The organism is Desulfurobacterium indicum (assembly GCF_001968985.1).
GTDB lineage: Bacteria > Aquificota > Aquificia > Desulfurobacteriales > Desulfurobacteriaceae > Desulfurobacterium_A > Desulfurobacterium_A indicum.
The window spans coordinates 1-26021 of the sequence record NZ_MOEN01000003.1; the positions used below are offsets into that span (position 1 = coordinate 1).

27 protein-coding genes are annotated in these 26021 nt (G+C 37.0%); 14 read left to right on the top strand and 13 right to left on the bottom strand.

All coding sequences use genetic code 11. The features are described from left to right. On the bottom strand, window positions 1-442 hold a 442-nt coding region (locus BLW93_RS01155; RefSeq protein WP_076712281.1), incomplete at its 3' end, for an HNH endonuclease. Window positions 443-523: 81 nt separating this feature from the next. After that, entirely contained in the window at window positions 524-1348 is an 825-nt protein-coding gene (locus BLW93_RS01160) for a tyrosine-type recombinase/integrase (protein WP_076712282.1), read from the bottom strand. 391 nt (window positions 1349-1739) lie between these two features. Between BLW93_RS01160 and BLW93_RS08790 the strand changes: the two genes are divergently transcribed. The 3 genes from BLW93_RS08790 to BLW93_RS01170 all read left to right on the top strand — a co-directional run bounded on the left by BLW93_RS08790 (window position 1740) and on the right by BLW93_RS01170 (window position 4142). Next, complete coding sequence (locus BLW93_RS08790) at window positions 1740-1889, top strand: hypothetical protein (RefSeq protein ID WP_158025366.1); 150 nt, start codon at window positions 1740-1742, stop codon at window positions 1887-1889. Between the two features lie 62 nt (window positions 1890-1951). Then, window positions 1952-3745, top strand: a complete 1794-nt coding sequence (gene nadN, locus BLW93_RS01165; RefSeq protein ID WP_076712283.1) for an NAD nucleotidase — start codon at window positions 1952-1954, stop codon at window positions 3743-3745. A gap of 73 nt (window positions 3746-3818) precedes the next feature. Next, window positions 3819-4142 (top strand): hypothetical protein, encoded by a 324-nt coding sequence (locus BLW93_RS01170; RefSeq protein WP_144443982.1) that lies wholly within the window; start codon window positions 3819-3821, stop codon window positions 4140-4142. On the opposite strand, the gene sfsA is transcribed toward BLW93_RS01170, so the two are convergent. The 6 genes from sfsA to BLW93_RS01200 are packed head-to-tail and all read right to left on the bottom strand — an operon-like array spanning window position 4139 to window position 10477. Further along, a complete protein-coding gene (sfsA, locus tag BLW93_RS01175) occupies window positions 4139-4828 on the bottom strand; it encodes a DNA/RNA nuclease SfsA (RefSeq protein ID WP_076712285.1) in 690 nt (229 codons plus the stop codon). The genes BLW93_RS01170 and sfsA overlap by 4 nt on opposite strands. 35 nt (window positions 4829-4863) lie before the next feature. Continuing rightward, window positions 4864-5517 (bottom strand): histidine phosphatase family protein, encoded by a 654-nt coding sequence (locus tag BLW93_RS01180; protein WP_076712286.1) that lies wholly within the window; start codon window positions 5515-5517, stop codon window positions 4864-4866. A gap of 13 nt (window positions 5518-5530) precedes the next feature. After that, window positions 5531-7381, bottom strand: a complete 1851-nt coding sequence (oadA, locus tag BLW93_RS01185) for a sodium-extruding oxaloacetate decarboxylase subunit alpha (RefSeq protein ID WP_076712287.1) — start codon at window positions 7379-7381, stop codon at window positions 5531-5533. A gap of 15 nt (window positions 7382-7396) precedes the next feature. Next, on the bottom strand, window positions 7397-8815 hold the full coding sequence (accC, locus tag BLW93_RS01190; RefSeq protein WP_076712288.1) for an acetyl-CoA carboxylase biotin carboxylase subunit: 1419 nt from the start codon (window positions 8813-8815) through the stop codon (window positions 7397-7399). Then, window positions 8808-9260, bottom strand: coding sequence for a phosphatidylglycerophosphatase A family protein (locus BLW93_RS01195; RefSeq protein WP_076712289.1), 453 nt, complete (start codon window positions 9258-9260; stop codon window positions 8808-8810). The genes accC and BLW93_RS01195 overlap by 8 nt, the downstream gene beginning before the upstream one ends. After that, window positions 9257-10477 (bottom strand): M16 family metallopeptidase, encoded by a 1221-nt coding sequence (locus BLW93_RS01200; RefSeq protein ID WP_076712290.1) that lies wholly within the window; start codon window positions 10475-10477, stop codon window positions 9257-9259. Before BLW93_RS01200 ends, BLW93_RS01195 begins: the two co-directional genes overlap by 4 nt. A gap of 59 nt (window positions 10478-10536) precedes the next feature. Between BLW93_RS01200 and murD the strand changes: the two genes are divergently transcribed. Genes murD through BLW93_RS01225 form a run of 5 tightly spaced genes read left to right on the top strand, consistent with a single transcriptional unit; the run spans window position 10537 to window position 15360 of the window. Then, window positions 10537-11769: a UDP-N-acetylmuramoyl-L-alanine--D-glutamate ligase gene (gene murD / locus BLW93_RS01205; RefSeq protein ID WP_076712291.1), complete on the top strand. Its 1233-nt coding sequence runs from the start codon at window positions 10537-10539 to the stop codon at window positions 11767-11769. Further along, entirely contained in the window at window positions 11766-12920 is a 1155-nt protein-coding gene (locus tag BLW93_RS01210) for an FtsW/RodA/SpoVE family cell cycle protein (protein ID WP_076712292.1), read from the top strand. The genes murD and BLW93_RS01210 overlap by 4 nt, the downstream gene beginning before the upstream one ends. Further along, window positions 12917-13999: an undecaprenyldiphospho-muramoylpentapeptide beta-N-acetylglucosaminyltransferase gene (gene murG / locus BLW93_RS01215; protein ID WP_076712293.1), complete on the top strand. Its 1083-nt coding sequence runs from the start codon at window positions 12917-12919 to the stop codon at window positions 13997-13999. Before BLW93_RS01210 ends, murG begins: the two co-directional genes overlap by 4 nt. Beyond that, entirely contained in the window at window positions 13986-14495 is a 510-nt protein-coding gene (gene scpB / locus BLW93_RS01220) for an SMC-Scp complex subunit ScpB (protein WP_076712294.1), read from the top strand. The genes murG and scpB overlap by 14 nt, the downstream gene beginning before the upstream one ends. Beyond that, window positions 14488-15360, top strand: coding sequence for a cytidylate kinase-like family protein (locus BLW93_RS01225; protein WP_076712295.1), 873 nt, complete (start codon window positions 14488-14490; stop codon window positions 15358-15360). The genes scpB and BLW93_RS01225 overlap by 8 nt, the downstream gene beginning before the upstream one ends. Window positions 15361-15408: 48 nt before the next feature. Here the strand turns inward: BLW93_RS01225 and BLW93_RS01230 are convergent, their stop codons facing one another. From BLW93_RS01230 to rsmD, 4 genes are all read right to left on the bottom strand, one after another. After that, window positions 15409-16608, bottom strand: coding sequence for a phosphoglycerate kinase (locus BLW93_RS01230; RefSeq protein ID WP_076712368.1), 1200 nt, complete (start codon window positions 16606-16608; stop codon window positions 15409-15411). A gap of 80 nt (window positions 16609-16688) precedes the next feature. Further along, window positions 16689-18977: a peptidase U32 family protein gene (locus BLW93_RS01235; RefSeq protein ID WP_076712296.1), complete on the bottom strand. Its 2289-nt coding sequence runs from the start codon at window positions 18975-18977 to the stop codon at window positions 16689-16691. Window positions 18978-18980: 3 nt separating this feature from the next. Beyond that, window positions 18981-19649, bottom strand: a complete 669-nt coding sequence (locus BLW93_RS01240) for a 6-pyruvoyl trahydropterin synthase family protein (protein ID WP_076712297.1) — start codon at window positions 19647-19649, stop codon at window positions 18981-18983. Beyond that, the gene (gene rsmD / locus BLW93_RS01245) at window positions 19642-20232 is read right to left on the bottom strand and encodes a 16S rRNA (guanine(966)-N(2))-methyltransferase RsmD (RefSeq protein ID WP_076712298.1); all 591 of its coding nucleotides are present in this window, start codon (window positions 20230-20232) and stop codon (window positions 19642-19644) included. The genes BLW93_RS01240 and rsmD overlap by 8 nt, the downstream gene beginning before the upstream one ends. 72 nt (window positions 20233-20304) lie before the next feature. Between rsmD and BLW93_RS01250 the strand changes: the two genes are divergently transcribed. The 6 genes from BLW93_RS01250 to ruvX are packed head-to-tail and all read left to right on the top strand — an operon-like array spanning window position 20305 to window position 25000. Next, window positions 20305-20931 carry a LolA family protein gene (locus tag BLW93_RS01250; RefSeq protein WP_076712299.1) on the top strand — a complete coding sequence of 209 codons (627 nt, stop codon included), beginning with the start codon at window positions 20305-20307 and terminating at the stop codon, window positions 20929-20931. Then, window positions 20928-22304, top strand: a complete 1377-nt coding sequence (locus tag BLW93_RS01255; protein ID WP_076712300.1) for an FAD-binding oxidoreductase — start codon at window positions 20928-20930, stop codon at window positions 22302-22304. Before BLW93_RS01250 ends, BLW93_RS01255 begins: the two co-directional genes overlap by 4 nt. 44 nt (window positions 22305-22348) lie before the next feature. Continuing rightward, window positions 22349-23110 carry a motility protein A gene (locus BLW93_RS01260; RefSeq protein WP_076712301.1) on the top strand — a complete coding sequence of 254 codons (762 nt, stop codon included), beginning with the start codon at window positions 22349-22351 and terminating at the stop codon, window positions 23108-23110. A 3-nt stretch (window positions 23111-23113) separates the two neighbouring features. Beyond that, on the top strand, window positions 23114-23812 hold the full coding sequence (locus BLW93_RS01265) for an OmpA/MotB family protein (RefSeq protein WP_076712302.1): 699 nt from the start codon (window positions 23114-23116) through the stop codon (window positions 23810-23812). 8 nt (window positions 23813-23820) lie between these two features. Beyond that, complete coding sequence (locus BLW93_RS01270) at window positions 23821-24612, top strand: OmpA/MotB family protein (RefSeq protein WP_076712303.1); 792 nt, start codon at window positions 23821-23823, stop codon at window positions 24610-24612. Beyond that, entirely contained in the window at window positions 24560-25000 is a 441-nt protein-coding gene (ruvX, locus tag BLW93_RS01275; RefSeq protein WP_076712304.1) for a Holliday junction resolvase RuvX, read from the top strand. Before BLW93_RS01270 ends, ruvX begins: the two co-directional genes overlap by 53 nt. On the opposite strand, the gene mnmH is transcribed toward ruvX, so the two are convergent. Beyond that, a complete protein-coding gene (gene mnmH / locus BLW93_RS01280) occupies window positions 24963-26006 on the bottom strand; it encodes a tRNA 2-selenouridine(34) synthase MnmH (protein WP_076712305.1) in 1044 nt (347 codons plus the stop codon). The two genes, ruvX and mnmH, sit on opposite strands and share 38 nt — an antisense overlap. Window positions 26007-26021: the final 15 nt, after the last annotated feature.

Below are 26021 nucleotides of genomic sequence, written 5' to 3' on the forward strand. Positions count from 1 at the left end.
TGAGGCTAAGGAAGAACTTCAGGATATGTTCTCCAGGAGGTACTCCTAATGGTTTACACAAAATTATTGACACAACCCATTCCTTGCATGCAGTAACCAAATTTTCCCATTCCCATTTGCCTTCCTTGCTTTTAGGAATTATGTGATCCACTGTTACATTATTATCTTTTAAGTATTTTCCACAGTAGGCACATCTAAAGTTATCTCTCAGAAAAATAGTTTTCCTTGTTGGTGAAGAGCGGCTCCACTCTTTTTTCAAAATAGCCACTTTTATTACCATAGGTGCATTATATTCTCTATTAACAGTTTTTATTGAAAAGTGCTTGTAATATTCCAGACACTCAGCTCTGCCTGTATAGGTGAGAATAAACGCTTTTGTGTGAGAAAACAGCGTAAATGGACGATACGTTATATCAAGAACAATAACCGGCCAATTTTTCAATTGTTCCTCAAAAGCAGATTTGCAAGTTTCAATTTATTGCATGAAATGTTAAAAAAGTTAATTAACCATAAATATTAATAGTTAACCTACACTGCTAAAAACTTTGTCGGCAACTTTAAACATAACATCATCGCGAACCTTAGCATATCTTGCAGTTGTGTTTGGCGATGCATGGCCTAAGAATGCCTGTATGATTCTTATGTCAACACCTCTATCAACTAAAATTGTGGCAAAAGTGTGCCTTAACTTATGGGGATGTAGTTTTACTCCTGTTTCTTCGGCTATTCTGTTAAAGATGTATTTCGCCCCCTGGTAGGTTAAAGGAAACAGTTTTTCACCGTCTAAAGAGTTTATGTATGTTTCAAGTTCTCGTGAAAAATCTTCCGGAAGAGGTATAAATCTCTCCTTACCTCCCTTTCCAACAACTCTTAAGACTTTTCTTCCCTTTGCAGTAACTATGTCTTTTTTATTTAAGGATAAAAGTTCTGAGATACGCAGTCCGCAGAAAAGGATTGTTTTCACCATTAAATAATCTCTATAACACCTCTTTCTGGCCGCCTGAAAAACCTTATTCACTTCTTCGTAAGAAAGTGCTTCTGGAACTTTTTGTTTAACCTTTCTTATCCTTAAAGACTTTTTAACAGGATTGTTTTTTATAACTTCCATGTCAACTAAAAAGTTAAAAAATGAGTTGAGGGCAGAAAGACGCCTGTTTATGAGAGAAGGACTGCAGTTTAAACTTCCTCTAAAGATCATGATGTCTGATGTTTTTATCTCTTCTACTTCTTTGTCACCTATCAGTTCTTTGAAAATAGATAGATCCTTTCTGTATTCTTTGATAGTTCTTTCAGCCAGTTCCTTTGATTTAAAGTTGAGAAACAGTTCAACTGCCTGAGAAAACTTCATATTGCCCCCAAGAGATTGATTAGCAATATCTTTCCTCTATACTCGAATTTTATCATTGACTATAACAAATGTCAATTTTCTATAGTCATTCTTTCTGAACATCGACTGAAACACAGTTGTCTGTCTGAACTCGCCTCGGCTACCTACATTTATTAACCATAAATATAAATAGTTAATAGAAAAATAGCCATATATTTTACCTATAACAGAACAGTAAATATAAATATACTCTCCAAAAGCAAAATTCGCTTGAAGGGCGAATGGTTCGATATTTTTGAGAATATCCGGATATAGCTAACCATAAAATTTTATAGTTATAAATATTTGTTAAGGATATTAAGAAGATCAGGCAAAAATTTAGTAATAGAAAAAATTTGAAGGAGGTACCAGTATGACTCGTCAGGTCTCAATGAGAGAGAAAGGAATCCTCATTATTGAAATAGCATCGTTTTTAATTGCTTCATTTTTTACTGGTATTTTGACAGTGGCTATTTTCCCATTCTGGATGTTGATTTCAACGGTTTTAGACATGGCAGAATAAAAACTTAACAAAGTATTGACATTTTCCTCCTTATCATAATTAAAACTTTAAGGAGGAAAAAAATGAGAAAATTTGTTGCTCTCGCAACGGTTGCTGCTGTTTTAAGTTCCTGCGGCTTAAAAAGAAACTGTTTGAAGACCACCCCTGAAAAACCTGTAACTATCACTATCATTCACATGAATGATATCCACTCTCACTTAAAATCGGACAGAAGAAAGTTGCTGTTTAACGAAAAAAAATACTATGTTTATATGGGAGGTCTAAACAGAGCAATAACGAAAATAAAAGAATTACAGAGGCAGTCTGAAAATCCTGTAATTCTTAATGCCGGAGATATGATTCAGGGCACGCTCTATTATGTTCTGTTTCATGGCAACGCTACGGCAGATCTTCTCAATCTTATTAAGTGGGATGCCGTTACAATCGGAAATCACGAGTTTGATAATGGAGACAGAGGCTTAAAACTGTTTTTAGATAGATTGAAAGCACCTGTGGTAAGTGCAAATATTGTTCCTGAAAAAGATAGTTCACTCTACGGATATTGGAAACCTTACAGAATAATTAAAAGAGACGGTGAAAAGATTGGCATCATAGGTATAGGGTATTCTCAGAAGACTAAAAATTCTTCCAACCCTGGGAAAGATATAAAGTTTTTAGATGAAAAGGCAACAGTAAGAAAATACATTTCTGAGCTGAAGAATAAGGGAGTTGATAAGATTATTGTCCTTAGCCATTTTGGAATGAAAAACGACATATCTATGGCAAAAGAAGTTAAGGGAATTGATGTCATTATTGATGGAGATTCCCATTCTCTTCTTGGTAATTATACTGCTTATGGTTTAAAAAGTGCCTATCCAACCTATCCAGTTACAGTTAAATCTCCAGACGGCAAAAAAGTTTGTGTTGCTTCTGCCTGGGAATATGGATATGCCGTTGGGGACTTAAAGGTAAAATTTGATGCAGATGGAAACGTGATAGATTGTAATGGTGTTTCAACAGTTGTTCTTAAAGATAAATTTTTGAAAAAGGAAAACGGGAAGAAAGTTCCTGTTTCAATAGAAGAAAGGATAGCAATAGGTAAAGAGATAGCAAAAAGTGATGGGAAACTTGAGGTATTACCGGCAGATAAAGATGCCACAAGAATTCTTGCCAGATACTCTTCTAAGGTTGACAGATTAAAGAAACAGGTAATAGGAGTATCTGCCCAATTTCTAGGACACAATAGAATACCAGGGGATAAATGGGATGGAGTCAGCTACCTGCCTGAGCACGGAAGTGAAATTGCTCCTCTTGTTGCAAAATCTTTCTACCTGAAGGTCAAAGATGCAGATATTGCTATTCAAAACGCAGGTGGCGTGAGAACTCCTTTAGATGAAGGGAATATTACTATCGGAGAAGTTTATAAAATGTTGCCTTTCAGCAATACTCTCTACACGATAAAAATGACTGGAAAAGAGGTGAAGCAGGTCCTTGAAGATGCAATTTCAAACTTTATGGATAAACACGGTTCTACCGGTTCTTTCCCTTATGTTTATGGGATTCGATACGATGTTGATCTGAGTAAACCTTACGGAAGCAGAGTCTATAACATAGAAATCATGGAGAGAAGGACAGGAATCTGGCATCCAATAAAAATGAATAAACTTTACACAGTGGTAACTAATAGTTACGTTGCTTCAGGCAAGGATGGATACGTAACATTCGTAACAGCGCAAAAACTTCACGGTAAAGGGGTGAATACCTATTTTGGATATGCAGAAAGTTTTGTGGATATGGTTAAAAATTTAACGGCTCAAAGAAAAAAACTTAAAGAGTTACCTTTAAATGAAAAACCGGTGCAGCATTTTAGAAGATAGGGGAAATTCCCCTATCTTAAAAATTTTTTCCCTTTTGCCGATAACAGTTTCAAATGAGGTAAAGGGGAAAACAATGAGAAAGATTGATAATCTGCTGTTCTTCTATGAGCTTTACCTTGAAGGGTTGGATGAGAGAAATCTTCTTCAATGGAGTATGGTTCTTGATGTCCGTAGCGAAATTGAAAAGTATCTTAAAAGAAAGAAGGAAGTTCCTTCTGCAGCAAGAAGAGTCATAAACAGGCTTGATGAAATATTGAAAAGAAAGCTTTCAAGAGCTTATTCATACGTTAACTTCGAAAGGTTGAGGGAAATGCAATTTCCCAAACCTTCTCCAGAGTTATGGTGGTACTATCCCGAGCACTTTTCATATCAGAATATTCACTTACAAACTGTTTAGTAGAGCAATTTTACCGTTCCATTTAATATTATTTTACCGTTTTCTATTTTTACTTTGAAAGCTTTAAATTCAACTCCTTTATCAAGTGCCATGTAGAAAGTTTCGGCGAACTGCGGATCTGTTTGCTCGTTAGGCTTGAAAAACTTAGCATCTCTTAAAATCATCAGAAGTATATATGTGCAAAATCCTTTTTCTTTTAGCCTTATAAGTTCTTCCAGATGCTTTTTTCCTCTTTTAGTGGGAGCGTCAGGAAAAAGGCAAATTTCATCTTTCCGCAGATTACACCCTTTAAGTTCAACGTAGTGGCTTCCATCGACTAAAAAGTCTATTCGACTTTTCCCGATAGTTACCTCTTTTTTTAAACTTTTCGGGATAAAACCTAAAATACCCTGTTTTATAGCAGCTTCTCCAATTAAAGAATGAATGGAAGTATTTAGCAATATAAAACCTTCTTTCATTTTTGCCGCTATAAGTTTTGAGTCTGTTTTAAGATGAGGAGGATTTAATGAGATCAGAATTTTCCTACCTTTTACAAGAATTTCCTTCAACCTTCCGGTATCAGCAATATGACAGGTTATGATTTTTCCGTTTAACAGACATTCACCTACAAAACGGTTTTTTCTTTGAAGGAAAGTAGCTTCTTTTAAGTTTCCAAACTTTTCTGAAAGATCAAGAAGTACTGCCATTCATCAACCTGAAAGGAGGGGAAAAACTCCCCCCTTTAAAGTGATTTTTGAATTTCAAAATCAATGTCTTTACCTAAATGGCCTGTAGCATTTGCAACGTGAACAATGACATTCTTCGTTTTCGGATTGTATTCAAGAACAGTTATTCCACAGTTTGCCTGCTTAAATGCCCAAAACTTATTGAGGTCTGTCTCCAGAACATGGCACATTATAACTTTATTTGTAGCGTCATGACCCACTATAACAATTAAGTCATCATCATCAAACTGAGACACAACTTTTTCAAAAGCTTTTACAGCTCTGTCATAAACGTCCTGGAGGGTTTCTCCACCTTCTCCCGGCATTCTCACTTCTGCCGGTTTTTCTCTCCATAGCTTTAAAAGTTTTGGATATTTTTTCTCTACGTCACTTGCTAAAAGTCCTTCCCATTCTCCGTGGTCAATTTCTTTAAAACCTTCTTCTGTTTGAACAGAAAGATTATGATGCTTTGCTATTTCGGCCGCAGTGTCGTAACACCTTTTGAGAGGACTGGCAAAAACTGCCTTTACGGGAAAATTCTTCAAAGCCTCTCCTGCTTTTCTTGCCTGTTCCTTTCCCTCTTCGTTTAACGGAATATCCATCTTCCCCTGATATCTTCCTTCTGCGTTCCAGACAGTTTTTCCATGTCTGACAAGTATTATTTTTGGCATACTTCTCTCCTGCTTATTCTATTGTCATTATTACTTCGTCAGGGTTAATCTGATCACCGGGCTTTACATAGATAGCTTTAACAGTTCCACTTATAGGTGCGTGGACTTCGTTCTGCATTTTCATCGCTTCAACAATGGCAACAACGTCTCCTTCGTTAACCTGATCACCTTCTTTAACTTTTATCTCAACAACCTTTGCAGGCATTGGTGATGTAACGTCACCTTCTTTTATTGCCTTTGGACGTTTAGAACTACTTGTAAGTCCACCGCTGATTTCTACTTCTCCGGCAGTCGGAACAACTTCAACGAGTGGTTCGACGACAACTTCTTCAAGCCTACCGTCTATCTTAATGAAATAAGGTTTTTTTCCGTCAGTTTTGTGTCCAACGCCTGCAATCTTTACATGGTAGCTTTCACCGTGAACGTTGATAATAAATTCTGTCGGAGCAAGAGGTTGAGGACACAGCTTTTCTTCCTCGAGCGTATCTGCAAGATCTTCTTCAGAAATCGCAGGAATCTCTCCTTTCTCAACTTTTTCTCTCCATTCAAAAAACTCTTTTGCAACCTGTGGAAAGAGGCAGTAAGAAAGAACATCTTCTTCGGATCTTGCAAGGCCTTCGATTTCCTTTCTTCTCCGTTCTAGTTCAGGTTCAAGCAAATCTGCAGGCCTGCAGGTAATAGGCTGCTCATCTCCAAGAATTTTTTTGATAATCTCTTCTTTTATTGGAGCTGGAGGTTTACCGTAAAGTCCTTTTACATAATTCTTGGTTTCCTGAGTAATCATCTTATATCTTTCACCTGCAAGAACATTAAGAACTGCCTGTGTTCCGACTATCTGACTTGTAGGTGTAACAAGGGGAGGATAACCGAGATCTTCTCTAACTCTTGGAATCTCCTTTAAAACTTCTTCTAATCTATCAAGAGCGCCCTGTTCTTTAAGTTGATTGACAAGGTTTGACATCATTCCGCCGGGGATTTGATGTTCAAGAACTCCTGCATCTACACCTTTAAAATTCATGTCATATTTTTGGTAGTGTTTCCTTACTTCTTTAAAGTGTTTTGCCATTTTTGCAAGAGCTTCTTTATCAAGATCTATTTCATATCCAAGTTCTTTTAGAACATAAGCCATCGTTTCGGTAGCCGGGTGTGAAGTATCTGAAGCCATTGGTGAAATGGCAACATCAAAAAGATCTGCTCCAGCTTCGGCTGCTTTGAGCTGTGTCATCTCAGCCATACCACTCGTGCAGTGGGTATGAATATGAACAGGAAGACCTGTTTCTTCCTTTATCGCCTTTACAAGGGAATATGCCTTTTCTGGAGACAAAAGGCTCGCCATGTCTTTTATCGTTATGATATCAACACCCATGTCCTTGTATTGAAGAGCAAGTTCAACGTATAGATCTTCAGTGTGAACGGGACTTATTGTGTAAGATATCGCTCCTTCTACTATCTTCCCGCATTCTTTCGCCGTTTCTACAGCAACTTCAACGTTTCTAAGGTCATTAAGAGCATCAAAAACCCTGAAAACATCTATCCCGTTTTCGGCTGCTTTTCTTACAAAAGCTTTAACAACATCATCAGGGTAATGTCTGTAACCTACCAGATTTTGACCTCTCAAAAGCATTTGAAGCTTTGAGTTCGGCATAAGTTTTCTCAGGATTTTTAATCTTTCCCATGGATCTTCTCTTAAAAATCTCAGGCAGGCATCAAATGTAGCACCTCCCCACATTTCAACAGACCAAAAACCTGCTTTGTCAATAACAGGTGCTATATCTATCATGTCTTTTGTCTTCATCCTCGTGGCAAAGAGAGACTGATGGGCATCTCTCAATGTTACGTCTGTAAACTGGAGTTTCTTTTCCATGCTCAATCCTCCTGATTAAAGTCCGTGGTGTGCTGCAATCGCAGCAGAAAGAGCCAAAGCAAGTATTTCTGGATCAGGCTCTTTGATAAAAGTAAATTCTTTTATCTTTCTATCTATGAAGGATGTGTCAAACTTACCGTGAATGAACTCCGGATCGTTTAATATCTTTTTAAAGAAAGGAATTGTTGTAGGAACACCTCTAATTACAAATTCATCAAGTGCTCTTCTTGAACGTCTTATAACTTCATCCCAGTTTCTTCCCCAAACTATTAACTTGGCAATCATGGAATCATAGTAAGGAGGAATTTTGTAACCTTTATAGACAACTCCATCAATTCTAACACCTATACCACCAGGAGAGTAGTAAGCTGTAACTGTTCCAGGAGAAGGAACAAAATCTCTTGTGACATCTTCCGCATTGATTCTAAACTGCATTGCAAAACCGTATATGTTTACACTCTTTTGAGAAAAGGAGAGGTTCATACCAGCTGCTATTCTTATCTGTTCTTGAACAATGTCTATACCTGTAACGGCTTCTGTTATGGTGTGTTCAACCTGAAGTCTCGGGTTCACTTCCATAAAGTAAAACTTTCCATATTTATCCATTAAAAATTCCCAAGTTCCAACACCATAATAGCCGATTTCTCTTGCTACTCTTACGCATATCTGCCCAAGTTTTTCTCTCTGTCTTTTCGTAAGAACAGGAGATGGAGCAATCTCAAGCACTTTCTGGTGGCGTCTCTGCATGGAACAGTCTCTTTCACCAAGGTGAACTACGTTACCGTTTTTGTCAGCAATTATCTGAATTTCTATGTGTCTTGGTTCTTCTATATACTTTTCAATAAAAACTTCTCCTTTACCAAAAGCGGCTTCCGCTTCGGCAACGGCAGTTTTAAATTGACTAACAAGTTCCTTTTCGTTTCTGGCAACTCTTAAACCTCTACCGCCGCCGCCGTGAGATGCTTTTATCATAACGGGATAGCCTATTTTTTTTGCAAGTTCCTTGGCCTCTTCAATATCACTTACCGCTCTGTCACTTCCTTCTGCAACCGGAACACCCAGTTCTTTCATAACCTTTTTTGCTTTAAGTTTGCTTCCGAACATTTTTAAATGTTCCACAGAAGGTCCTATAAATTCAACACCTTTTTTTCGACAGTACTCGGCGAAATCAGGCCTTTCTGAAAGGAAACCGTATCCAGGATGAATAGCATCAACACCTGCACGACGAGCTATGTCAACTATTTTGTAATAATTCAAATAGGCTTTAACTGGATCTCCATGAATCATATAGGCTTCATCTGCTTTTTTAACGTGAAGGGAATTCACATCTGCTTCAGAATAGATAGCAACTGTTTTAATGCCAAGTTCTTTACATGCACGAATCACTCTTGTAGCTACTTCACTTCTGTTAGCTATAAGAATCTTTTTAAACATAGTGCCTCCAGATAAGTAACCTTAGAAGGATGTTGGAGTATAAGCCGGCAAACATATCATCCACAGTTATACCAAAACCACCTGGTAACTTTTCGAATAACTTAATAGGTGGTGGCTTCATTATATCAATAATTCTAAAGATTACCAAAGCGGCCACCACTACGGGAAGGGTTGCTTTTATACCTAACATGGCAATTTCCATTCCAATTATTTCATCAATAACAACACTATCTGGATCTTTATCATCTAACTGTTCAGATAGAGATTGAGACGAAACTACACTCGAAACAAATGTTACTGCAACAATTAGCAATTGATAAACAATATTTTCTGGCCAGAAAAAATAAAGAAAAATAGCCGCAACGATGGATCCCCAGGTTCCCGGCATTTTGGGTAACTTACCACTGTAAAATCCCGTAGCTATAAATTCCCATATTTTTTTCACCTAATTCCTCCTTCGGGTAAAAGTGTCATTTGAATATAATTATCTTTCAGGAATTCTATTCCTTCCAAGAACTTTTCAAGTGTTAACTCTTCAATTTCCCTTATAAACTCTTCGTAATAGTTTAGATTTTCAAAAATGGTAGCAGAATATCCAAGTTCCTCGGCTTCAGATTCCACGCTTTCTCTCTTGAAAATTTCTGTTTTTAAAACCTTTTTCTTTGCAAGTTCAAAAGTGTCTTTGTCTATAGATGATTTAACGATATCCAATGCTTTATCCTTAAAAATTTCTACCTTTGAAGGCTCAGTTATTCCATAAATGTAAAACAGACCTGAAGAGAGAAATAGATCCTTTGCTCCTACTGCAGCATAAGCTATCTGGTTTTCTACTATTTTCTGGTAGAAAGCAGAACTTTTACCGTAAGAAAGATAAGATTCAAGAACGCTTAATACAGCAATATTAACGTCTTGAGAAAGCCCAGGAAGTTTCCAGCCTATAAGAACGTGAGCATTGGCTACCGCCGGATGTTTAACAATTTCATTTTCGGGTTTAAGTTTTGGCTCTACAACATACGGAGGAATATTTGTTTCTCCTGAAGACAGGTTTATCAACTCTTCTTTAACTAAAGAAAAGAGCTTTTCTTCATCGATATTGCCAGTAACGACAACCGTCAGATTGGATGCATGATAATTCTTTTTATGAAATTCCTTTAAATCTCTATCGGTAAATGACTGTACAGTATCTTTAAATCCTAAAATGGGATAACGGTAATTCACTTTCTCAAAAACTCTCTTATAAAAATTCCTCCAGAATATCTGCCTCGGATCATTCTCTGAACGGGCTATTTCTTCAAGCACTATCGGCTTTTCCTTCTCAACCATTTCGGGTAATAATAAAGGATAAAAAACAAGCTCCTTTAAAAGCTTGACAGCGGTGAAAACATGGTCTTTGGGAATCGTTATGTAATAGTATGTATAATCATAAGATGTTGCTGCGTTTATTTCTCCTCCGTTATTTTCAACAATTTGTTCTATAATCCCCGGTGGATAATTACGAGTTCCATTGAAAACCATATGTTCAAGGAAATGAGCAATACCTCTGTTTTCAGCATCCTCCCAGAGTGCACCCGCTTTAAGCCAGAATTGAACGGAAACCGAAGAAACATCTTTCCTGCTTTTCAAAATAACATTTGCACCATTTTCAAGCCTTTCAATAATCATGTTAACTCCATAAATTTAAGTTCTCGAAAGCAATTATAAACTATAAAGAGGTTCTGGTAATGAACGTGCTTATTATAGGAAAAGGTAAAAGTGGTCTATCTGCCGGAAGGTTGCTTGAAAAAAATGGTTACTCTGTCTTTTATTACGATGATAGGGAAGATTGTGAAATTCCCGAAGATGTGAGTTTTGTGATTAAGTCTCCCGGGATTCCTCAATCTCACCCAGTAGTAAGCTGTTTCAGAGAAAAGAATGTAGAAATTTTAGGTGAAGTAGAAATAGCTTCAAGATATATGAAAGGAAAAATAGTAGGCATCACAGGGACAAACGGTAAAAGCACAACAACCGCTCTTGTTTATCATGTGTTGAAGAAATTATGGAAAGGTAAGGTTTTCATCGGTGGTAATTTCGGTATTCCGGTTTCTGAGTTTGCACCTGAAACGGACAAAACTTCAATATCCGTAATAGAACTTTCAAGTTATCAAATAGAAGATCTGAAAGATTTTAAGTGTGATGTCTCTACGATACTAAATATTACTCCTGATCACTTAAACAGATACAAAACTTTCGAAGAGTATGCACAGGCGAAACTGAAATTGCTAAAACTTACTAAACAAAATGTAATTTTAAATGCCGACGATCGGTTATTAAAGGATTTCTTAAAAGAAAAGAATGTTTTTACTTTCAGTATGGAAAAATCTGCCGACGCCTTTTTCGATGGAGAAAAAATAGTTGTAAGAGATTTCTCTCTACCGGTCTCTTCCCTTCCCGTAAGAGGATACCACAATATTCAAAATTTCATGGCAACGTTATTAATACTTCAATCTTTGGACATAAATCTTAACGAGGCAGTTAACGCGTTACAGGATTTTAAAGGATTGGAACACAGACTCGAATTTGTAAAAACAGTAAACGGAATAACATTCATAAATGATTCAAAATCAACAAACGTTGACTCTCTGGAAAAAGCCCTTTTAAGTTTTGATAAAGTTATTCTTATCGCCGGCGGAAAAGATAAGGGAATAGATTTCAGTCCCATCAAAAATCTGGTTAAAGAAAGGGTGAAGAAAGCATTTTTTTTAGGAGAAACTGGGAGGAAATTGGAGAAATTGTTTTCCAACGTAACAGAAACTGAGTTTAAAGCAACATTAGAAGAAGCTGTTTTCTCTGCCTATAATGCAGCCAAAAGTGGAGATATTATTCTCTTTTCTCCAGGTTGTTCAAGTTTTGATATGTTTAAAAACTTTGAAGAGAGAGGTAAAATTTTCAAACAAATTGTTGAGGAATTGAAATGAAATCAGATGCCCTTGGAAAAGTAATATTCGTAGTATCGGTAATACTAACAGTAATAGGTCTAATTTTTATATATACGGGAAGCTCTTATTTTTGTAGAATGAAGGGAGAATCCCCTTATTACCTGTTTGTTAAGCAACTAATAACTTTTATCCTGAGCCTTATAGTCTGCTATGTAACCTATAAATTTTTTGATTATAAGAAGCTTAAAAATAAAGGATGGCTCTGGTCAGTTTACGGTCTTACAATTTTTATTCTAATTTTTGTTCTTCTATTTGGAAAAGAGGTTAACGGTGCAAGAAGCTGGATAAAGATAGCAGGAATATCCCTTCAACCTGCAGAGTTTGCTAAAGTGTCTCTCATAGTATTTGTAGCAAGTTATCTTGAAAGAAAATGGTATGAAATTGAGAATGACATGTCCGTATTTGCAGGATTTATGTTCCTTGTATTTTTGCCTATTTTTCTGATTCTTGCAGAAAAAGATCTTGGTTCTGCTATGATAGTTTTTATTTCCATATTTGCAATGATATTTATTACAGGTTTTCGTCTCACGTATATTTTTACACCTCTTGCAATCGGAACTTTTATGTTTGTTATTGCCGTGATAACAGCTCCCTATCGTATAGCAAGAATAAAAATGTTGTTTAATCCTTTTGCTTTCTATAAAGCTCCCGGTAAAAACGATAGCTATCAGCTGGTGCAGGCACTTGTTTCGTTTGCAAAAGGTGGCATAACAGGCGTAGGTATCGGACAGGGACAGCAGAAGCTTGCATTTTTGCCTCTTGCTTTCAGTGATTTTATCTACGCCCACATAGGTGAAGAGGGTGGTTTCATAATGGCACTTATCGTTCTTCTTCTTTTCTTCACAATTCTTGTTGTCGGACTTATGATTGCCGACAGAACCGACGATAAGCTCGGAAAATTTTTATCTCTCGGCCTCACGTTGTATATATTTCTTGAAGCAATCGTTCACATAGGTGTAAACATAGGTGTAGTTCCCACCACGGGTATCACTCTTCCATTTGTAAGTCAGGGAGGAACATCTCTAATTTCAATGTATATAGCTGTGGGATTGTTAATGAGTATAGCCCGCTCATTGCCAGAGAAGAGCCGTGTGAATTTCGAAAAAATAGACCAGGGAAGTTATAGATGAGAATTGTTGTAGCCGGCGGTGGAACCGGAGGACATTTCTTTCCGGCAGTTGCCGTTATCAAAGAACTTATAAGAAATGGTGATAAAGTTTTATACATAGGAACAGAAAGAGGAATAGAGTATAGGAAAAGCGAGCTTATTCCATGTGAAAAGCAATTTATAAATGTTTCGGGAGTAAGTGGAAAAACACCTCTAAAAATGTTGAAAGGAGGCTTCTCTATCCTATCTTCAACCGTTAAAGTTATTTCAATGATCAAACGGTTTAAACCAGAAAGAATACTCATTTTTGGAGGATATGTTTCAATACCGGTCGGTTTTGCAGCAAAGTTTGCAGGAGTTCCTCTTGTCATACACGAGCAAAATTCCATACCTGGAAAGACGAACAAACTTTTAAGTAATTTTGCAAGGAAAATTCTTATAGCAAACAGCTACTGCCTTAAATTTTTCCCGGAAGGGATTTTAACCGGCAATCCTCTGAGAGAAGAAATTTTAAAGTGTAAACTTTCCAAATCTTACGCAAGAAGCATTCTGAACCTTGATAAAGAGAAATTTACCATATTGGTTTTCGGCGGAAGCCAGGGAGCCTTGTTTTTAAACAAAATTGTTCCGGAAGCGCTGAAAAATTTTGAAAATAAAAGTAGCATACAGGTAATTCACGTTTCTGGAGAAGGGAAAGAAAATAGTTTACAGGAAAAATATGACAGACTTGGAATAAAAGCTCTGGTTATACCTTTTACAGAAGAACCCTGGCTACTTTATAGAAGCACTGATGTTGCCATTTCAAGAAGCGGTGCCCTTGCTCTGTCTGAACTCTGTTATTTTGGCATTCCTTCTATATTTATACCTTATCCTTATGCGGTAGACGACCATCAGTATTACAATGCAAAACCTGTAGCGGAAAAAAACGGATGCTTCCTTGTGAGGCAAACCGAAATAGACGGTAAAGGTCTTGCAAATTTGTTAAAAAAACTTTACACTGATGAGACCTTGAGAAGCTCTTTTTCTTCTATCATGAAATCATTTGCCATTCCAGATGCAACCTTAAAAGTGGTAAGAGAGACGGAAAATGCAGGAAGTTGAAAAGATACTGGAAGCTGTTATTTTTGTTTCAGAAGAACCTGTAACAATAGAAGAAATTGCCAGAAAACTTGAGCTTAACATAGACGAACTACAGAAAGCATTCAAACGCATAAAAAGTAAATATTCAGATGGCGGCGTAATTCTAAAAGAGGTAGCGGGTGGCTACAAGTTTTATACCGCGCCTGAAATATCTTCTTACGTCAAAAAGTTTGTTGAGGACAAACCGATAAAGCTTTCCAAACATTTGCTTGAAGTTCTTGCCATTGTTGCTTACAAGCAACCGGTAACAAAGAAAGAAATTGAGACCATCCGGGGAAGAACTGCCGACGGTGCAATTAAAAGTTTACTCGAAAAGCGGTTAATACAGGTTGTTGGACGGAAGAAAGGTCCTGGAAGACCAAAACTTTACGGAACAACCAATGACTTTCTCGTTCACTTTGGACTGAAAAGTATAGAGGATCTGCCATCAGTTGATCTGGAGGAGTTATTTGAATAAGGAATGGATAGAGGAAGCGATTGATATACTTTATGAAGATGAAGAGATAGTTGAAAATGTATCCGGAAATTTTCTCACTTTTGTGGAAGAAAGACTTCCGGAGTTTGCCAAAAGATTGCCGGAAAACTTGAGAGAATCAGACTTTTTTGAGATAATTAATATACTGAGAGATAAAATTATTGAGGGTAAAATAAACAGAGTTAAAAATATCCTGGAGGGAAAGATGGGTGTTGTTACTGTTACCTTTGAGTATGGTTCTAAAGGCCTGGAGTTTGCTAAAGAATTGGCAAAACTTACTGGATACGATGTTCTTTATAAAGAAATCCTCATTCAGACAGCAAAGAGATTGGGACTTCCCACCGATAAATTTGAAGATTTTGACGATTTTAACTATCTTGCTGCCAAGCTTTCTCTAGCGGATTTTCTCCAGTTCAGCAGAAAATTTCTCGACTTTTCCATACTAAAAGGAGAGAGCGAAGAGGAAAAAGAGGTGACGTTTGAGGAATTTAAGGAAATGCTCGTGAAAGTTATTATGAATATGGCTTTCTCAAATAACGTTATCCTTGTAGGACATGCTGCCTGCGCAATCTTAGCAGAATATCCAAATACCGCTCATATAAAAATAGAAGCTCCTATGGATTACCGTGCAAAAATGTGTGCTGAAAAACTCGGTATTTCTATCGAAGAAGCAATAGAAAGGATTGAACAGTTAGATGAAAGAGAGCTGAAATTTTACAAAGATATTGCAGGTGTAGATATCAGAAAGATAGACCTTTTCCACGTTAAATTTAATTCTGCTAAGTTAAGTCCTGCAACAGCGGCAAAGGTAGCCTATGAACTTGTTAAGAAAGTTGCAAACGACTAATCTAAACCTCAGTAATAGATAAGAAAAAAGGGGGGCTGCCCCCCTTTTTTATTTTTTATCCGACAAAGCTATAACTCCAGGCAATTCTTTTCCTGCCAGGAACTCAAGGAAAGCACCGCCACCAGTAGAAGCATGATCTACCGAATGTTCAAGGCCTAAAAGCTCAAGAGCAGCAACACTATCTCCGCCGCCGACAATTGTCAAAGCTTCCTTTTTAGAAGCAACCAGCTTTCCTATTTCCATGGTTCCAAATCTGAACTTCTCCATCTCAAAAACACCCATAGGACCGTTCCACACTATCGTTTTTGCGTCTGCCATTGCCTCTTCAAAAAGCTTTGTGGTAGCAGGTCCTATGTCCAGTCCCATCATATTTTCAGGAATCTCTTTAAACGTTGTTAACTTAACTTCCGTATTTTCTTTAAACTCTTTAGCATTCATGCTGTCAACTGGAATATACAGTTTGACACAGTTTCTATCGGCCTTTTCCATTATCTCTTTCGCAGTTTCTATAAAATCATCTTCAACGAGAGATTTTCCAACCTCATAACCAGCAGCTTTTAAAAACGTGTAAGCCATGCCGCCACCTATAAGCATCTTATCGACAACTTTAAGCAGATTTTCAATCACTTGAAGTTTACTAGAAACTTTAGAGCCACCAATGATTAAAACAAACGGTCTGTCTGGATGCTCAAGAACTTTTTGAAGATACTCTATCTCTTTATGAAGCAAGAAACCAGCAACTGCAATATTCACAAATTTTGTTATTCCATAAGTTGATGCATGCTTTCTGTGAGCAGTCCCAAAAGCATCGTTAACATATATGTCTGCAAGTTTAGCCAGCTTTTTTGCAAATTCTTCGTCATTTTTTGTCTCTTCAGGATAAAATCTCACATTCTCAAGAAGGGCAACTTCACCGTCAGAAAGACTGTTTACTTCTTTCTCTACCTCTTCTCCTATGCAGTCTGGAATAAACTTCACAGGCTGTTCCAGAAGTCTTGCCAGCCTTTCGGCAACAGGTTTTAAAGTGTAACGGGGATCTCTTCCTTTTGGTCTGTCAAGGTGGGAACAGAGAATGATTCTGGCACCGTGATCAATAAGGTAGTTAATTGTAGGTAGAGCCGCTCTGATTCTTTTGTCATTCATTATTACTCCGTTGTCTATCGGTACGTTAAAATCAACTCTTACAAAAACTTTTTTCCCTTTTAACTCTGAAGGGGGAATATCCTTCAAACACATTTTATTGAACATGCTTTTACAAACTGCCATTCTCTCTCCTCCTCATAAGAATGCTTACCGAATTATATTCAATTATTCGTTATTTGGAAGATTTAAGCCAGTCCCCTTAAAGTGTTAGCGATGTGTCCGGTTCGATTTATCCCTGAAAATATCTTTTCCATTTCCTCTTCCGTGTATGTTTTATAGACAAAATCAAACCTTGGAATAAAAGGAGGTAAATCCTTTCTCAATCTGTTCAAATTGAAAGCTCTATCCCAAAGAAGAATTGTTCTACAATTTTCAAATTCCACTTTAAACCTATCCTTTATTTTTCCAGCAACTTTTTCTATCCTGTAATCAGAAAGGCATTTTTCGAATATTTCCATATTTTTGTTTGGGCAGAAAAAGAAAACTTTCTTAATACATGTTTGAGACTGGAAAAGCGGTGTATCCTGATAGATGGTAATAATGTCACAAAAATCAGATAGTGATTCTATATTCTGCCTATCATCTTCAACACTTATCGTTAGATAAGAAAAATGGTTTTTTAGGAAAACGGCACTTTCCCTGTTAAGAGTATAAATTGTGTAATCGGCAAATAGATTTAACCCATTAAGTTCTTTAAGCATTTCAATCCCGTAATAGTGGGGAACCAGAATGTTTTTAATACCTATCTTAAATGCCTGATGAACAAACTGGCGAAAACTCTCTTCTTCATATGTTTTCAAAATCAACGGCATAACCAAACCGAGGGACATCCCCTTTTCAATAAGCTCTTTCAAAAGATTAATATTAAAAGTTTTAACGAAGAGTACAAAATCTTTTTTCAGCCGTTTTGAAAACTTTAAAAATGCCGGAAGATTATTTTTATCTACAACAAAAATAGCAGATAATCTTTTTTCGTTTTTAAAGCTTTTCTCAAAAGTTCTATAATGTTTTTTCGGAAATAGATCCTTTTCAATTAGTCTAAACAGCTCCTTTCTTATCTTTGAAAGCTCGCTTCGCCTTACGAAGAATTCTTCCTCAATTTTTACGCTGTTTATTACTGCTTCAAAGGAAAAATCCCCGCTTTTTTTAAATTCTTTAATAATGTCATCGGCACAAATAGGTGCCTTCTGAGCAGGTTCGGTTCTCATAGAAAAAAAGTAAGATTTTGCGACCTCTCTAACACGATTTTCTGCTTTTACATCTATTGACCCTTCTCTTAACCTGATGGAAAGAAAGATTTGAGGTTTAAAAGGCTTCAGATTATAAACTTTTACGGGAAACCTGTTTTGAACTCTTACGGAATGAACAAGATAAACTTTACTCCCTTTTCGAAAACGTTTATGCAAAGAAATAAAAACAGTATTTCCCTTTACATTTAAAACTTTTGCAGGCACAGGCTCCTTATTTTCAAAAATCAGGATACCATCATGCCTGCTTAAAGGAAACGAAAGCCTATCAAGAATCATCTGTCCTTTTTTAGCACTTTTAACCTTTCCTATAAACAGTCCGTAATTCCCGGGAAAATTGGGATCTATCGAATCATCAGGATGATCGGTAACAAAATAACCATTCCACCTTTTTCGTGAAAAGACAATAGCAGATAGTTTTTTTAATCTTTCACGTTCCTTTTTATCAAGAAAAATCTTTCCTTTCGCGATATCTATAAATTGTCTGTAAACAAAAGCGTTAACAGCTACGTAAAGCTCATCTTTTAATCTACCTTCTATCTTTAAACTATCAATTCCTATCTCGTAAAGTTTCTTAACAAAATCAAAACCTGCAAGATCTTTAAGATTAAAAGCAAATCCATTCACATCACCTTTAAAAAGCATCCTGCATACCTGAGAACATTTGCCTCTGTTTCCAGAATTTCCTCCGAGGAAAGAAGAAGCAAAACAGTATCCGGAGAAGGAAAAACAGATAGCGCCATGTATGAAAACTTCCAGCTGAATTGAGGATGCCTTCCTTATACTTTCTATCTCTTTTAAAGTTAATTCCCTTGAAAGGATAACCCTTTTAAAGCCAAAATCCTCTGCAAACTTAATGCCGCTTACATTGTGAAAACCCATCTGTGTGCTTGCTATTAGAGAAACCTTGGGAAATTCCCTTTTTATTAAAGAGGCAAGACCTATATCCTGAACAATAATTCCGTCCGGTAAAAAATCATATATATCGTCAATAATCTTAAAAACTTGATCTATTTCTTTTTCTTTCAGCAACGTGTTAAAAGTAAGATAGAGTTTTGTTTCTCTCTTCCTGGCAAACGTAAGAGCTTTTCTATAATCTTCCAATGAAAAATTTATAGCTCCGGCTCTGGCGTTTAAACTTCCTATTCCAAGGTAACAAGCATCGGCACCGTAATCAAAAGCAGCAAAAGTGTGATTTAAGCTACCAGCTGGAAGAAGCAGTTCCATACTTTATTCCATATACGTGGCAGACGATGTTTCTGTCTCCTGTATAGTTACCTTACTACAGGTAACTCCCATAGGTTTAATACTTTCATTAATAAATTTAAAGAAAAATCTGGCCATATTTTCTGAAGTTGGTGATTCGCTAAAAATCGCTATACCATCAAGAAGTCTTTGATAAAAATCGATCTCCACAATGCTTTTTTCTGAAAATGCGGGACATGAAAAGCTGTCAAACGTTAAGTAATGAAAATTATCAAGAGGAACAGATTCAACATCTATTTCTCCTGAAACAAATGTAAAATTCTTATTCACTCCATAAAATTTTAAAGACGGCTTCATTTTTTCTATCTCTGGAAGAACAACTTTCCCATCTTCAAGAATACCGAGCTTTTCAAGAAACATCACACTACCTGTATCTTGAGAGCTTAAAATAAGTTTGTGATCAAAACACCTATCAAGAAATCGTTTAAACCATGAAAGATGACCAAAATCAGTAACCATCTGAGAGCGGTCAAGACTGTCCGAAGCAAGATATACCGTAAGTTTGTAGTTATGACCATGTCCGGGTAGACGGCGACACTTGGGATACGTATTTTTTGTCCATTTCGGATTCAACTGTTGTGAAAATACAGAATGAGCGGCAGAGAACGTAAAACTCTTTGAAATTTCAAACATTATTCTCCTCCATATTCGATTGAGAAAAGTTTAAAAATGTCAGTGTAGTGGTTCCATAATGGCGTCTTTCAATAATCCAGCGATTATCTTCAGGTAAAAACGGATTTTTCTTCGGCTCTTCAAGCATCAACAGTCCATTTTCATCTAAAAGGTCGAGATTTTTAACAAGATTAACAATCTTTGTGTAATATCCCTTTTCATAGGGAGGATCGGCATATATGAAGTCAAATTTTTCACCGCTGTTGCCCAGTTTCTTTAGCACTTTAACATAATCATCACAGATGATCCTGTATCTGTCAGGAGAAATACCAAGGCTTTTTAAATTCTTTTTTATTAAATCACAAAAACGCCTATCAGATTCGACAAAAACGACTTTTTTTGCTCCCCTGCTCAAAGCTTCTATTCCGACATTACCTGTTCCTGCAAAAAGGTCAAGAAATTTTGTTCCTTCAAGATATTCATCAAGAATGGAAAAAACCGACTCTTTAACTCTGTCTGTCGTCGGCCTTAGAAGCTTTGTATCCTTTCTTTTAGGCATCGAATAAAGACGCCTTCCTTTATACTTTCCGCCGATAATTCTCATATATTTAGCTCCATAACCTGTTTAGAATGAGACACAGTATAATTATACGGTATATTTAAGGAGGAATGGCAGATGAAAAAATATCTCCTATATATTGTGCTAGTTTTTCTACTTTCAGCAATATCAGCACTTGCGGAAAACAACCTGCTTTCCTTTATTGAAAGTCTCCAGAGGGTTAAAACACTCAAAGTTTCCTTTGTTCAAATAACCCGACTTGATCCTGATCTTGATGAGAAAGATGTCTATGAAGGAGAAATATATTACAAAAGGCCCTCAAAATTTAAATGGGTGTATACAAAAAATTCAGAAATGGAAATAGTCTCCGACGGAAAAGAGGTCTATACCTGTATTCCCGAGGAGAAAAAACTTTTCAAAAGTTCTTTAAAAGAGGGAATAGACTATCTACCTATGATAAGAATACTTGAATCCCCACAAGAATTTAACAACTATTTTAGAGTAGTTTCTGACGCAAAGTTTAAAGATAAAGTGGCTTTTGAACTTGTTCCTTTAAAAGATAATTTAACCTATAAAAGAGTAATAGTAGTTTTTAGACAGGACAAGATCGTTCCTATTTCTTTTCAGGTATTAAACGATGATGGAAGTGACATTACTTACATTATTAAAAGCTGGGAAGAAAATGTTAAACTTCCCGAAACCGTTTTCAAGCTTGATAGATGCACTTTCAAGGAGGCTAAATGAAAAGGAAAGATTACATAGCAAAACATTTAAGTTCATTGATAGGAAGCGATAAAGTTAAAAGTTCTCCCGATTTCTGCATAAGCTACTCATATGATGCCACACCTACAGGTGGGAGAGGTATTCCGGATGTTGTTGTATTCCCCGAAACACCTGAAGATGTCTCCAAAATTCTTTCTTTTGCCAATGAAGAACTGATACCGGTATATCCACGGGGAGCAGGTTCAGGATTAACAGGAGGAGCCGCTCCGGAAAACGGAGGGATAGTTCTAACCACTGAAAAGATGAATAAAATTATTGAAATAGACGAAGATAATCTGGGAGTTTTAACCGAATCTGGTGTTGTAACATACACTTTACAGCAAGAGGTGGGAAAACGAGGACTTTTCTATCCACCTGATCCTTCAAGTTACAAATACTCTACTATAGGTGGAAACATTGCAGAAAACGCGGGCGGTCCCAGGTGTGTGAAATACGGAGTTACAAAAGATTATGTGCTTCAGCTTGAAGCGGTTTTTCCTGACGGCACGATAACCACGTTAGGAGCAAGGACGGTAAAAAGTGTAGCCGGTTATAATCTTAAAGATCTAATAATAGGAAGTGAAGGAACTCTCGCCGTTATTACAAAAGCCTATCTCAAGTTGATTCCCACACCTGAAGATGTAAGAACGGCAATGGCAATTTTTGACAATGTAGAAGAAGCAGCCCAGGCAGTTGCAGATATGTTCAAGGCAAAAGTAATCCCAACGGCTCTGGAATTTCTTGACAGAAATTCTATCGTTGCTGTGGAAAATTACGCCAAATTAGGATTACCAACTGATGCAGGAGGTCTATTGATAATTGAAGTTGATGGATACCGAGAAATCGTTGACATACTTATAGATAGAGCCTTAGAGGTTTGCAAAAAGGCCGGTGCAAAAACAATTAAGAAAGCCAAATCGGAAAAGGAGAGAAAAGAGATATGGAGAGCCCGTAGAGAACTATCTCCTGCTATTGTTCAACTAAAACCTAAAAAGATAAACGAAGATGTTGTCGTTCAAAGAAGCAAAATACCTGAATTGATAAAGGGAACCTACAAAATTGCCGACAAATACGACTTAATGGTTGTTAACTTTGGCCATGCTGGAGATGGAAATATACATGTCAACTTCATGTTTGAACCCCACGAAGCTGATAAAGTTGAAAGTGCTGTAAGAGATCTATTTAGATTTACTATAGAACTTGGCGGTTCTGTTTCAGGAGAACACGGGATAGGATTTATGAAAAAGGAGTTTTTGCCCCTTGAAGTAGGTAAAGCAATAGAAAAAATGGTAGCAGTTAAAAAAGCCCTTGACCCCAATAACATACTTAATCCGGGTAAAATTTTTGACATTTAGTCCGATAAATATTTATAACTATCAATAAGTAATGGGGTGTTCCTATGGACATAGCAACGCTGATAGGTCTTGTTGCAGCCTTCCTGTTAATTGCTATAACAATATTCATCGGTGGAAGTGCCGGAGCCTTCATAAACATTCCATCTCTTTTAATTACCGTTGGTGGCGGTTTTTCTGCAGCAATGGCCGGTTTTCCTATGGCTGAATATATAGGCGGACTGAAAGCTTTCCTTAAAACCATAAATCCCGGGATGCCAGATCCCCTTGAGACCATTGATTTTCTGGTAGATATAGCCAAAAGAGCAAGGAAGGAAGGTATTCTTTCACTTGAATCCAGTATTGACGATTTCTATGCTAGGGATCCTTTCCTGGGAAATGTGATGCGCATGCTGATAGACGGTCTTGATATATCCGAAATTGAAAGTAACGCAGAAGCGGCAATGGCACAAATAGAACAGAAACTCTCAACGGAAGCTGCTGTGTGGGAGACTTTAGGAGATCTTTTCCCGGCTTTCGGTATGATCGGAACGCTTATCGGTCTTATCCAGATGCTCCAGAACTTAAGTGATCCTTCTGCCCTCGGTCCCGGTATGGCTGTTGCTATGATTACAACGTTGTATGGTGCCATTCTGGCAAACGTTCTTTGCATCCCAACAACTAAAAAATTGAAATATTACAAAGACTTAACAATGACTTTTAAAGAAGCCTACCTTATGACCGCTCAAGCTATTGAGAAAGGTTCAAACCCTAACATTCTTAAGCAGAAGCTCAGTGGACTCTTCGGCGTTGAACTTAAAGAGGAGTAACCTTTGAGGAAAAAAAAGCAGGAGTGTAAAAGTTTCCCGGCGTGGCTTACAAGCTTTGGTGACTTAATGTCACTACTGCTTACATTCTTTATTCTTCTCTATTCCATGAGTACCATATCCCTTGAAAAATTTAATCAGGTTATAAAAGGATTAACTTCTGCTTTCGGTGGAGAGGTAATTTTCAAGGAAGGAGGCATCCCGGGCGGGAAAAAAGCAGGAGTTAACTTTCCTAAAATGTATCCTAAAATGAGAACCAGAGAAGAGGTTGAAAAACAGATAGCTGAAATCCACAAGTTACTTCAAAAAAACGGAATGAAAGCCAGCGTGGCAAAGTATGGAACCGAAATAAAAATAAGAATAAATACATCAAAACTTTTCCCACCGGGAAGTGCAGAACCTTATAAAAGTGCGATTCCGATAATAAAGGAAATGTGTGAAAAGTTAAAAGCGGTAGAGCTTCCTCTCAGGATAGAAGGCTACACAGATAACGTGCCAATTAGAACAAAACTGTATCCATCAAACTGGGAACTTTCGGCAGCAAGAGCTACTGCTATTCTCAGACTGTTTATAAAATGTGGTTACGATCCGAAACTGCTTTCTGCTGCAGGTTACGGACCGACACATCCCATAGCCCCAAACAACACACCTCAGGGTAGAGAGAAGAATAGACGGATAGAAATAGCTGTTGAACTGCCTCAATAGGGAGTAACATGAGAAAGAAAAAAGAGGAGTGTAAAAGTTTTCCGGCATGGCTTACAAGCTTTAGCGACCTTATGTCACTACTGCTTACATTCTTTATTCTTCTCTATTCCATGAGTAGTCTTGATGTATCAAAAGCTGCCAAGTTTTTATCATATTTCCAGGGAGAAAGAGCAAAATATTTTAGAAAATTCTCAGTAGTAAAACCGATTAAACTTTATACGAAAGACCTTGCCAGAAAGTTTGGGAAAATTCTGGCAAGACTTCTTCCCATATCAGGTTATCAAATAGTTGTAACCAAACAGTATGTTATGTTAAGGCTTTTTAACAGAATTCTCTTCAAAAAAGATTCAATCGAACTAACACCTCAGGCAAAAAAGACGCTTGACCAGATAGCAGAAACTATTAAGAAACTTGGCGGAAATTACACCATCAGAGTTGAAGGATTTACCGATATTAATGCTCCCTCAAAGAAAATGCCTGGAATAAAAGATGCGTGGGATCTCTCTTTAAGAAGAGCAACTGCCGTTGTAAGGTATTTAATATCAAAAGGTATTCCGCCAGATAAGCTAACTGCAGTAGGATACGGTGATACACGTCCTCTTTATGTATGGAATAATCCTATATTAAGATCCAGGAACAGAAGAGTAGAAATCTATATACAGGTTTCAAAAGAGAGAAAAGAGATTGAAAAAGAGATACAAGAAGAATACCAAAGGTTAAAATATAGAAAAGAAGGTGTAATAACAAATGAAACAAAAACAGGAAAAAATACCGGAAATAAAGCGATATCTCGCCCTTGACGTGGGATTTAAAAAGATAGGTGTTGCCATAAGCCTTTCCGGTATTGTTGCCAAACCGGAAAAGATCATCTTCAGAAGAACAAATGCCGAAACGTTTAAAGAAATAGAAGAGCTTATCAGGAAGTTCGGCATAACTACCATTGTTGTCGGACTTCCTTTATCTTTTACAGGTGAAAAAACAAAAATGGCAGAAAAGATAGAAAGATTTACAGGTAAACTTCAGGATTACCTTACTAATTCAGGTTTAAATGTGGAATTTCTGTTTCATGATGAATCACTCTCTTCAGTAACAGCAGAAAATCTAGAAACGCTGAAAGAGAGAAAAGAAAAAGATGATGTGGCAGCCGCTGTCATCCTTCAGGAATATCTTGACTCTGTAAAAGATTGATTATTTTTTCTTCCAGTTCACTAACAGTAGCAACCGATATTTTAATGTTACATTTTCCAGGCATAGAACGTTTATAAAGTTTATCGTAGTAATAAACCATTAAAAGTTCTATCGCCTTTCTGTAACTTCCTTCATTTATTGCAGATTTTATCTCCTTATATATCTCCTGTGGAAGATACTTTTCTATCCTTTTCAGAGGTTGAAGATAAACATCAGAAGAATATCTTCCAACACGATAATCTTTCATTGAATATTCAACTCTTGCCTCCAGAGGCAGTTCAACCATTATGTTTATACCTTGTTCCATCTTTTTCCAAAAGGGCTCAGGAATAAAAAGCCTTCCTATTCTTTTGCTTTCACCTTCAACAAGTATAAACTTTTCATTGCTCAGCTTCCTGAGTTTTGCCCACAAAAGAGCATCAAACATCTTTTGAGATGGCTGCTTCAAACCTATGCTTCCGAAAACAGAACCTCTATGTCCGGCAAGCCCTTCAAGATCAATCACTGAGAAACCTTTTTTGGCAAGATTCCTCAAAAGATGGGTTTTTGCACATCCGGTAGGTCCATATATCACATAGAGTTTTTTATCTCCAAGAATCCTTTGAATATCATCAAGTATAAATTGTCTGAAAGCTCTGTATCCTCCTTTTAGCCTGAAAACAAATACACCTGCAAGATTACAAAAAGTTGCAACGGCAAGACTCCTCAGTCCACCTCTCCAACAGTAAATGACCACGTTTTCGTGTCTTTTCTTTATCTCTGCTACTCTTGAAACAATAGAAGGAATCTTAGGAGAAACAATTTCGACAGCTTTAAGCCTGGCTTCTTTTTCCCCCTTTGTCCTGTAAATCTCAGATACAATCTTTTTCTCTTCAAGTGTGAAGAGAGGAACGTTATAAGAACGCGGAATGTGAAACTCTTTAAACTCTTCAGGTGTTCTAACATCTACAAAGGTAAAACCCTTTTCAATCGACTGTTCAATATCAATCTCTTTGATCACATTCACTTTCTATCTCTCAAA